Below are 10,609 nucleotides of genomic sequence, written 5' to 3' on the forward strand. Positions count from 1 at the left end.
TACAAGCATACAAGAATAATCTAACTTACAAAGCATACTAAATAATTTAGCTTACAAGCATTCTAGAATAATTCAGCTCACAAGCATACTAGAATAATTTAACTTACAAGCATACTAGAATAATTTAACTTACAAGCATACTAGAATAATTTAGCATTCACAATGCATACAAAGGATAAGTACATTACGCATACTTTTTCTTTCGTAAATTAAATGCTATGCTCCCCTTGATAAATCTCATGAAGAGCATAGCAAAAATATCAATACTATTTATAACCGCTATTATTTTGGGTCTAATATTTTTTCTAACTTTACTTATAACTAACTAACCCATTATCTATACTGGATAAGCCTTATTCTCCGTATCTGCTACAGTAACATCTACCTTTGTCTGCTGAGTTTGACGATACTTAAAGAATTCCGTAGCCACCTGTGGGAACAATGCATAGGATAAAACATCCTCATCCTGCTGCTTCCACTCAATCATTTCCTGCTCGATTTTATCTAATTCCGGCTCAAGTAGGTCTGCAGGACGGCAGGTAATTGGTTTCTTATCCCCAATCGCTTTTTTCTGAACCTCAGGATCAAATGGTTTTACCGTCTGGCCATACTCACCGCTTAAAATGGCCTTACTTTCTTTTGTAATCATCTTATATCTCTCACCGGCAAGTACATTAAGAACTGCCTGAGTACCAACAATCTGAGAACTAGGAGTTACTAGAGGTGGTTCACCAAAATCTCTACGAACGCGTGGAATTTCTTGTAACACATCATAATACTTATCCTCTGCATTTTGTTCTTTTAATTGAGATACTAAATTACTAAGCATACCACCTGGTACCTGATATAATAATGTCTTAATATCAACACCCATAACCTTAGGATTTAATAAACCACTCTTTAACGCTTCCTCCTGCATTGGGCGGAAGTAATCTGCAATTTCAGCTAATAAATCTTGATCAAATCCTGTATCATATGGAGTTCCCTTAAAGGTCTCTACCATTACCTCCGTTGCTGGCTGACTCGTACCCATAGCAAATGGAGACATTGCAGTATCAATAATATCACAACCTGCCTCTACTGCCTTTAAATAGGTCATTCCAGCAACACCGGAAGTATAGTGAGTATGTAAATCGATTGGAATCTTGACTTCTCCCTTAATTGCAGTAACAAGATTGGTAGCTTCATATGGTACTAGAAGTCCTGCCATATCTTTAATACAGATAGAATCTGCACCCATTTCCTCTATTTGTTTTGCCATATTTACATAGTATTCTGTAGTATAGGCATCACCAAGGGTATAGGAAATTGCAATTTGAGCATGACACTTTTCTTTATTTGCAGCATTTACAGCACATTGTAGATTTCTAAGGTCATTTAACGCATCAAAAATACGAATGATATCAATACCGTTTGCAACGGACTTTTGTACAAAATACTCTACAACATCATCCGCATAATGGCGATATCCAAGAATGTTCTGGCCACGAAATAGCATCTGTAACTTTGTATTCTTAAAACCCGCTCTTAACTTTCTAAGTCTTTCCCAAGGGTCTTCTTTTAAGAAACGTAAAGATGCATCAAATGTAGCTCCACCCCAGCACTCCACTGCATGATACCCTACTTTGTCCATCAATTCTAATATAGGGAGCATCTGCTCGGTTGTCATTCTGGTCGCGATTAATGACTGATGTGCATCACGTAATATCGTTTCGGTAATCTTTACCGGTTTTTTTACTTGCTCTGTCATTACTCTACCTCCAATTATTTAATATCACATATATTAACTCATTTAAGCACTGAATTTCTCTCTGCCTGTATTACAGTGCTAAAAGTATGTAATAAGAACCTTGAAACAATTTATGAATCCTACATCCTAAACGCGAAAGATAGCCATAAAGATACCTGCTGCTACTGCAGTACCGATTACACCGGCTACATTTGGTCCCATCGCATGCATCAATAAGAAATTCGTTGGGTCCGTCTCTGAACCAACCTTTTGTGAAACACGCGCTGCCATAGGTACCGCGGATACACCGGCGGAACCAATTAATGGATTTACTTTTCCATGAGTAAGCTTACACATTAGCTTACCTAAGAGTACTCCTCCTGCTGTGCCCAATGCAAATGCTACTAAGCCAAGTGCTACGATTTTTAAGGTATCTACCTGTAAGAACGCCTCAGCACTTGTGGTAGCACCTACAGAGATTCCAAGTAAAATTACAACAATATACATTAAAGCATTCGCCGCAGTTTCTTGTAATTGTTTAACAACACCACATTCTCTAAATAAGTTACCTAGCATTAACATACCAACAAGCGGTGCTACATCAGGAAGTAATAATGATACAACAATAGTAATAGCAATTGGGAATAAAATTTTCTCAAGCTTTGAAACTGGTCGTAATTGCTCCATCTTAATCGAACGTTCTTTTTCCGTTGTTAATAATCTCATAATCGGTGGTTGAATGATTGGTACCAAAGACATATAAGAATATGCCGCAACTGCTATGGCTCCCATATACTTTGTTTGCCCAAGTTTACCTGCAAGAAAGATTGAGGTAGGTCCATCGGCACCGCCAATAATTGAAATCGCTGCGGCTGCCTTATCAACAAATCCCATAGCGATTGCTAAGATATATGCACCAAAGATACCTAACTGTGCTGCCGCTCCAAGTAAAAAGCTCTGTGGATAAGCAATCAGCGGCCCAAAGTCTGTCATTGCACCAACTCCAAGAAAAATGAGTGAAGGAAATATACTCCATTTGTCTAATAAAAAGAAATAGTATAATAAACCACCTGCCGATTCAATTCCAGTGACGGGATCCGTAGATGGCTCCGCCATGATACCTGGAAACATATTTACTAATAACATGCCAAATGCAATCGGTATTAACAAAAGTGGCTCGTATCCTTTTTTTATTGCTAAATATAGAAATAAGCAGGCAACCAGAATCATTAAATAATTTCCCAATTCAAGATTCCTAAAAGCGGTTTGATTTGCTAGATTCCGAAGCGTGTCCAATACGTAATCCATTCCGTTATCCTCCTGTTTTTAAACTAATTTAAGGTTGCTAGAACATCTCCAACTTCCACATTAGCTCCCACAGAAGTATCTATACTAACAATCGTTCCATCATTTGGAGCAACGATTTCATTTTCCATCTTCATCGCTTCCAGAATTAAGATTACCTGACCTCTCTTTACTACATCACCAACATTTGCTTTTACATCTAAAATCTTACCTGGCATAGGAGCATTTACTCTAATACCACCAGAAGTCCCAGAAGGTTTGGAAGGTATCGCAGGCTTAGGTGCGACTACTGGTACTGGTGTAACTGCTGGAGCAGCGACTACTGGTGCAACTTGAGTTGATCCTGCCTGGGCAGCCACTACACCGGCAGTATTCTCTTCTACACTTACTTCATAAACGTTTCCATTTACAGTGATTGTATAGTTCTTCATTATGTAATCCTCCTTAACGTTAGGCATTTTGCCATCTTGATTTATTCAATTTTCTTATCGACCTTACATAGAGTCCATTTTCAGGAACCGGATTTCCATTAGATGCTTCATAAGCATGAATAGCAGCAGTAATAACTGCAACTAAATCAAGGTCTTCGGCAACATCAATTTCTTCTACATCTACAGGCTGACTTGATACAGTCTCGCTCTTTATTTCAATAGATTTCTTTTTTTGTTTAAGATATATTTCTAGCTTGTTGATGTACTTAAATAACCCAATAATACCACTGATTAACCAAAGTACAAGGAATACAATAGACATACCCATTACCGTATTTAATAAAGCTGTTTCCATAGTTAGTCACCTCACCCTAAACCGTTCCATGCTTTTTGCTTGGTCGGCTCTCTCTCTTTGTGAATAACATTTCAAATGCATAGATTACATGTTGTCTTACACTCTCTGGTGATATAATAGCATCCACATAACCACGTTTTGCCGCTGACTCTGCACTTTGCTGTAATACTTTATACTCTGTAGCCTTTAACGCTTGTTCTTCTTTGTTATCAGCATACATAATCTGCGCTGCAAGTTCAGCATCCATAGTACCAATCATGGAACCATCCAAAGCGAATACCATATCAGCACCAATATGTTTCGAATTCATTGTTATGTATGCACTACCGTATGCCTTTTCTAAAATGACATTTACTTTTGGCACTGTTGCATTCGCGAAGGCATAGGTTAATTTCGCTGTCGCTATAGCAATGGATCCTGCATCCTTCATTGTTGCACTGTATCCAGCAACATTCGTTAGAGTAAGTACCGGAATTTGAAAAGCATTGCAGAACTTTACAAACTTCTCTGCTTTATAACAACCTGCTGTAGATAAAGAATCATCATATTTTTCGATTACTTTACCATCTTCATCGAGTAACGCAGTACGATTTGCTACAGCACCAACAGTTAAACCATTTAATTTGATAAAACCTGTCACCATGTCCTTTGCATATGCCTTCTTCAATTCGATGAAAATACCATGGTCAGATAAATCTTTAAGTGCAAGAGTTGTATCACTAAGTTCAGAGGTAAAGGAGGATAAAGCACGATTTAAGTCATCGGTGCATTCCTCATAAGAAGCATCGTCTTCATTGTTTGCAGGTAACATTGCAACTAAGTTACGAATGCTGTTTAGTACAGATTCTTCATCTGCTTCGACAAAATCAACAACACCTGCTTCAGCCATAAAAGAAGCTGTTGCGGTATCACATTTAGTAGAATTGTTTCCTAGAATTGCATTTGGAGCATTTACGAATAATTTTGCGTTCTTCTCTTCCATGAAGACAAAGTCGCATAGAGATGCGGATATGGCACTGCCTCCTCCGCAATTACCAAAAATTGCTGTGATCTGTGGGATTACCCCGGATGCTAAGGATTGTTTTAGATAAAGATCTCCAAATCCAGCTAATGCGTCCGTTGCTTCCTGTAATCTCAAGCCGGCACAATCAATCAAACCGATAACAGGTGCACCAACCTTCATTGCAAGATCATATAAATTTGATATTTTCTTTGCGTGCATTTCACCTATGGAACCATTCATTACAGCTACATCCTGGCTATAAACATAGACAGGATTACCGTCAATAATTCCATAACCTGTGATAACACCATCAGAAGGTACTTCTTTTTGTTGCAGGTTGAAATCAGTACTTCTTCTAGTAACCAAAGCACCAACCTCAACAAAACTGTTCTCGTCAAGCAAAGTGACAATCCTGTCCCTTGCTGACAGTTGTGATGTACTAGTCATATTCAGGCCTCCATTTATTTAATAGTTAAACCAATATTTTTCCAATTACTATTATAGTCCTAACTTGTCAAACTTTCAACCTATATTCACTTTTTTTGGTTATTGTGTCGATACATTGTACATTATATAAGTATATCTTTTTATTTTTTTGTTATATTTACCCTGTATTCGTCGATAGTTTTTAAATTAGTTATTTTCCCATAGTCAATATCACTAACAAAAGAAACAATAAAAAACAGAGATAGTTAGGAGTCTATATTAATAATACTCCTAACTATCTCTGTACTTATCGTCAGTCTATAATCATCTTTCTATATCGATTATTCCTGTAATCACTTTCCTAAACACACACAAGCAAATCACATTAGAAATCCTCTTCTGTTCGTAACACTTTCTGTATGGTATGGTTATGAAATCCTTTCCGATAAAGAGAAGCAACCAGCTTTTGCTTTTCTTCTTTCGTAAACTCATCCATTGGTTTTCCTTTTCTTCGAACTATCCTTAGAATAGCCTCTTCTTCTAAGTCTTTATCCTCCGTTGATTCAGAAAAAGACCCCATGATTTCCTCATACGCTCTGTCAATATCAGATTGGTTAATTCCTTTTTGATATAGGGCATAGCTAAGCTGCCGCTTACTTTTGGTTTGATATCTTCCTCTAATATAATTTAAAGTGTAACGATAGTCATCAAGGTAATGAAAGTTCTTTACATAGGTGATTGCTTGGGTTACCACATGCTCCGGAAATTCTTTATCTCGAAGCTTTGTGACTAATTCAAGCTCAGTTCGATCCATTCTTTCTAGTAAAGTTAACGCTTGCTTTTTGGCATATCGTAAAACTAGTTCGGACTCTATCTTCAGTAGTAAGGTATCCGGTATTTTTAAACCAACTTCCAAAGGAAGTTCTTTGTAATCCTTACGATAAAGCCAAAATGCAGCCTCATCATTAAGAAAGATTCGTACTCTTACCTTATCTATTGGCTTAATCTCGGTCACTATGAATTCCATCGATTACTCTTCTACCTTTTTCTTTATATCATCTACCTTTTTCTTTATATCGTTAGGAAGATTATGACGCTCTCTCACTTGTACTTCTACTTCTTCAAGGATATTTGGATTCTCTTTTAAGAATACTTTTGCATTCTCACGACCTTGGCCAATCTTTGACTCATTATAAGCATACCAAGCTCCACTTTTTACAATGATACCTTCATTTGCTGCTAAATCTAGGATATCTCCTTCTCTTGAGATTCCCTGGCCAAACATAATATCGAACTCTGCTTCCTTAAATGGTGGTGCAATCTTATTCTTCACAACCTTAATTCTAGTTCTGTTACCAACAATATCTCCGCCAAGTTTTAAAGCCTCAATTCTTCGAACATCCAAACGTATGGAAGAATAGAATTTTAAAGCACGACCACCAGTTGTTGTCTCGGGATTACCAAACATAACACCAACCTTTTCACGAAGCTGGTTAATAAAAATTACAATACAGTTTGACTTGCTAATTACTGCTGTCAACTTACGAAGTGCTTGTGACATTAATCTAGCTTGAAGACCAACATGAGAATCTCCCATATCACCATCAATCTCTGCCTTCGGAACTAATGCAGCAACAGAGTCAACGATAACGATATCAACTGCACCAGAACGAACCATGGTCTCTGTAATCTCAAGAGCTTGCTCTCCGTTGTCTGGCTGTGAAATATATAGGTTATCAATATCTACTCCAATATTCTTTGCATAGACAGGATCGAGCGCATGCTCTGCATCAATAAAGCCTGCGATACCGCCTCTTTTTTGAACTTCAGCAACCATATGTAGTGCTACCGTTGTCTTACCACTACTTTCCGGTCCATATACTTCTACAACTCTACCCTTTGGAATACCGCCAAGACCTAATGCAATATCAAGGCTAATAGACCCTGTAGGCACCGTCTCTACGTTCATACGAGTCCCGGTTTCCCCTAGTTTCATTACGGAGCCCTTACCATATTGCTTTTCTATCTGCGCAAGAGCAGATTCTAATGCTTTTATCTTATCCTCATTCGCCATTTTACTTCTCCTTTTTCCTATACCAAACATGTGTTCTTATTCTGTAATCATCTTATCTTATTCTAAGTTTTTTGTCAATACCTTATCCCAAACAAATCTCCCAGTAATAACAATTCAGCTGAAGTGTTACGAAACCGTATCATAAATACCTTACTCCTATTCTAATATTTACGAATCTAGCCACTGGTTCTATCAATAGTATACGAAAGCTTGGCAGACTTGTAAATAAGAGAATGAGAAACAAGAGTGAGAAAAAACTTAAGATTTCGCATACAATTGCACAATAACGAACTTCACAATGGGGAAACATATCTATCCTATCGTTTCAATGATTTCTATCAATCAATTTAATTTTAAACAAGAATAGAGGCTTCGTGTACTTTTCCTTGTCATAAATCAATAAAAAATCATACGTTCCATACTTTTCCTTGTCTTGAATAAACGATCTATGTTATACTTTTTTCAAGATAACATCATGAATGAAACAATTGCTTTTTGTATATAATAGCAACGTAGTCTAGTCTATTGGATAAGTATTATAATAACCATGATGTTTTCTAGCTATTAAAAAGAAAGAAATTGAGGTAAGATTATGAACGATGACGATATTATCTGCACATGTTATGAAGTGTCTGTAAAAGACATCAAAGATGCTTATGCAAATGGAGCAAAAACAGTAGAAGCAATCGGAGAAGCTACTCAAGCTGGTACACTTTGTGGTGCTTGCATTGGTGAAATTGAAAGTCTTCTTGAATCTTTAAACAAATAGCTCTGCACATAGGAAACTCTTGACGCAAAGCCACGGGGCTTTTCATAGAAGTGATTGAGTAATCTCTCTTTCTCTTCCATGAAAAGCCCCTTATTATTACATATAGGTACCTTTTGGTTGTATTAGTTTTGGATTATATCCTTTTTTCTCTAGAGCTTTAACAATAGCTTTCTTATGTTCATGTCCAAACGCTTCTAAAGTAATCACTAGTTCCACAGCCGTATTACGATTAATGCTTACAAACTGGTTATGCTCTAATCGAACTACATTTCCCTGTTCCTTCGCGATCACTGAAGCAATATTTACTAATTCGCCAGGTTTATCCGGTAATAGTACCGATACGGTAAATATTCTTCCTCGTTCAATTAATCCATGCTGTACGATGGAGGACATAGTAATCACATCCATATTCCCACCACTAAGGATAGAAACTACCTTCTTCCCTGTTACATCTAATTTCTTTAAAGCAGCTACGGTTAGTAAACCAGAATTTTCAACAATCATCTTATGATTCTCAACCATATCAAGAAAACTTACAATTAGCTCCTTATCTTCAACTGTAATAATGTCATCCACATTACTTTGTATGTATGGAAAGATTACATCACCAGGCGTTTTTACAGCTGTACCATCAGCAATTGTATCCACTACAGGCAAGGTTACAACATGAGAAGCCTTTAAAGATTCCTGCATACAATTTGCACCACTTGGTTCTACACCTATTACTTTAATATTTGGATTTAATAGTTTTACTAGAGTAGATACCCCAGCAAGCAAGCCACCACCGCCTACTGGACACAAGATAATATCAACGGTTGGGAGCTCTTTGATAATTTCCATTGCGATACTCCCTTGTCCGGTTGCAACTACTTCATCATTGAATGGATGAATAAATGTATATCCATGTTCCTTAGCCAAATCAAGTGCATACTGACACGCTTCATCATATACATTGCCATATAGAATCACTTCTGCACCGTAACTTTTGGTACGATTCACTTTGATTAATGGAGTCGTAGTCGGCATTACAATGACTGCTTTGGCACCATAGATTTTTGCTGCATAAGCAACACCTTGCGCATGATTTCCAGCGGATGCAGTAATTAAACCTTTTTTTCTTTCCTCATCGGATAATGTACTAATCTTGTAATATGCACCTCTTACCTTATAAGCACCGGTATTTTGCATGTTTTCAGGCTTTAAATACACCTTGTTCCCTGTCATTTCTGAAAAATAATCACTGTACACAAGTTTTGTACGGTTGGTTACTTTCATGACCGCTTCACTGGCTTCTTCGAATTTATCCAATGTCATCATCGTTATGTCCTCCTTCTCGGTTAAAAATAACCTATTCTATTGGCTTTGTTTTGGTACAAGCGCCGCCAAGCGCATGATGAAACGGCAACCTGTTACCAAGTTGTCAAAACGACAACCCTTTCGGATTTGTCAAAACGACAACCCTTTCGGGTTGTCGTTTACTTCTATACTCTTAAAATTATTTAGTATCTACAGCAAATAATGCTTTTACGAAGTCATCTGGGTCAAACTTCTGTAAATCATCTATCTGCTCACCAACACCGATATATTTTACCGGTATCTTTAATTCAGATTGAATTGCAATTGCAATACCACCTTTTGCAGTACCATCTAACTTGGTAAGAACGATACCAGTAATGTCAGCAACTTCATTGAATTGCTTCGCCTGAGCCAATGCATTCTGACCTGTTGTTCCATCTAAAACGACAAGAGTCTCACGATATGCACCCGGATATTCTCGCTCAATGACACGATCAATCTTACGAAGTTCTTCCATTAAGTTCTTCTTATTGTGTAAACGTCCTGCTGTATCACAAATTAATATATCTACATTACGAGACTTTGCAGCTGTTACAGCATCATAGATTACTGCAGCTGGGTCGGAACCTTCTTTTTGCGCTATGATATCAACATGAGCCCTGTTCGCCCATTCGGTTAATTGCTCTATTGCTGCTGCACGGAATGTATCTGCTGCTGCAACCATAACCTTTTTCCCGGAATCTTTTAATTGGCCTGCTAACTTTCCTACACTGGTTGTTTTACCAACACCATTGACACCAATTAGCAGAACAACAGATTTATGATTTTCAAATTCGTAAGCATTCTCTTGTAAGCTCATCTGTTCTCTCATACTTGCCATTAAGAGATCACGACATTCGCTCGGTTCTTTTATTTTATTTTCTTTTACCTTATTTTTAAGATTTTCAATAATAGCAGTTGTCGCATTTATCCCTAGATCAGCCATAATTAATGTTTCTTCCAGCTCTTCATAGAAGTCATCATCAATATTTGATGAACCAGTAAAAATTGATTCAATACTAGAAATCACATTATCTCTGGTCTTCGCCAAACCAGAAGCCAAACGGCTGAAAAAACCTTTCTTTTCTCCCAAAGCATTCACCTCTAATCAACATTTCTTGCTGTAAATTTATCTACATTAAAGTATTAAACAACAATTACGTTTATGATATTTCTTTTTTA

Annotated in this window: 10 protein-coding genes; 1 reads left to right on the forward strand and 9 read right to left on the reverse strand. The window is 37.2% G+C overall.

Features of this window, described 5'->3' with window-relative positions:
* Positions 1-337: 337 nt before the first annotated feature.
* The 7 genes from CPHY_RS12565 to recA all read right to left on the reverse strand — a co-directional run bounded on the left by CPHY_RS12565 (position 338) and on the right by recA (position 7,323).
* On the reverse strand, positions 338-1,750 hold the full coding sequence (locus CPHY_RS12565; RefSeq protein WP_012200448.1) for an oxaloacetate decarboxylase subunit alpha: 1,413 nt from the start codon (positions 1,748-1,750) through the stop codon (positions 338-340).
* 126 nt (positions 1,751-1,876) lie between these two features.
* Positions 1,877-3,037 carry a sodium ion-translocating decarboxylase subunit beta gene (locus tag CPHY_RS12570; protein ID WP_041703649.1) on the reverse strand — a complete coding sequence of 387 codons (1,161 nt, stop codon included), beginning with the start codon at positions 3,035-3,037 and terminating at the stop codon, positions 1,877-1,879.
* Positions 3,038-3,060: 23 nt separating this feature from the next.
* Complete coding sequence (locus CPHY_RS12575) at positions 3,061-3,465, reverse strand: biotin/lipoyl-containing protein (RefSeq protein WP_012200450.1); 405 nt, start codon at positions 3,463-3,465, stop codon at positions 3,061-3,063.
* 19 nt (positions 3,466-3,484) lie between these two features.
* Entirely contained in the window at positions 3,485-3,820 is a 336-nt protein-coding gene (locus CPHY_RS12580; RefSeq protein ID WP_012200451.1) for an OadG family protein, read from the reverse strand.
* Between the two features lie 16 nt (positions 3,821-3,836).
* Positions 3,837-5,270, reverse strand: a complete 1,434-nt coding sequence (locus tag CPHY_RS12585; protein WP_012200452.1) for an acyl-CoA carboxylase subunit beta — start codon at positions 5,268-5,270, stop codon at positions 3,837-3,839.
* 364 nt (positions 5,271-5,634) lie between these two features.
* Complete coding sequence (locus CPHY_RS12590) at positions 5,635-6,276, reverse strand: regulatory protein RecX (RefSeq protein ID WP_012200453.1); 642 nt, start codon at positions 6,274-6,276, stop codon at positions 5,635-5,637.
* 3 nt (positions 6,277-6,279) lie between these two features.
* Positions 6,280-7,323: a recombinase RecA gene (gene recA, locus CPHY_RS12595; RefSeq protein ID WP_012200454.1), complete on the reverse strand. Its 1,044-nt coding sequence runs from the start codon at positions 7,321-7,323 to the stop codon at positions 6,280-6,282.
* A 592-nt stretch (positions 7,324-7,915) separates the two neighbouring features.
* Between recA and CPHY_RS12600 the strand changes: the two genes are divergently transcribed.
* On the forward strand, positions 7,916-8,092 hold the full coding sequence (locus tag CPHY_RS12600; protein ID WP_012200455.1) for a (2Fe-2S)-binding protein: 177 nt from the start codon (positions 7,916-7,918) through the stop codon (positions 8,090-8,092).
* A gap of 96 nt (positions 8,093-8,188) precedes the next feature.
* Here the strand turns inward: CPHY_RS12600 and ilvA are convergent, their stop codons facing one another.
* Both ilvA and ftsY read right to left on the reverse strand, forming a co-directional pair.
* Positions 8,189-9,409, reverse strand: coding sequence for a threonine ammonia-lyase (ilvA, locus tag CPHY_RS12605; protein ID WP_012200456.1), 1,221 nt, complete (start codon positions 9,407-9,409; stop codon positions 8,189-8,191).
* A 178-nt stretch (positions 9,410-9,587) separates the two neighbouring features.
* Entirely contained in the window at positions 9,588-10,520 is a 933-nt protein-coding gene (ftsY, locus tag CPHY_RS12610) for a signal recognition particle-docking protein FtsY (RefSeq protein ID WP_012200457.1), read from the reverse strand.
* Positions 10,521-10,609: the final 89 nt, after the last annotated feature.

It is taken from the genome of Lachnoclostridium phytofermentans ISDg (genome assembly GCF_000018685.1).
GTDB classification, from domain to species: Bacteria; Bacillota; Clostridia; order Lachnospirales; family Lachnospiraceae; genus Lachnoclostridium; species Lachnoclostridium phytofermentans.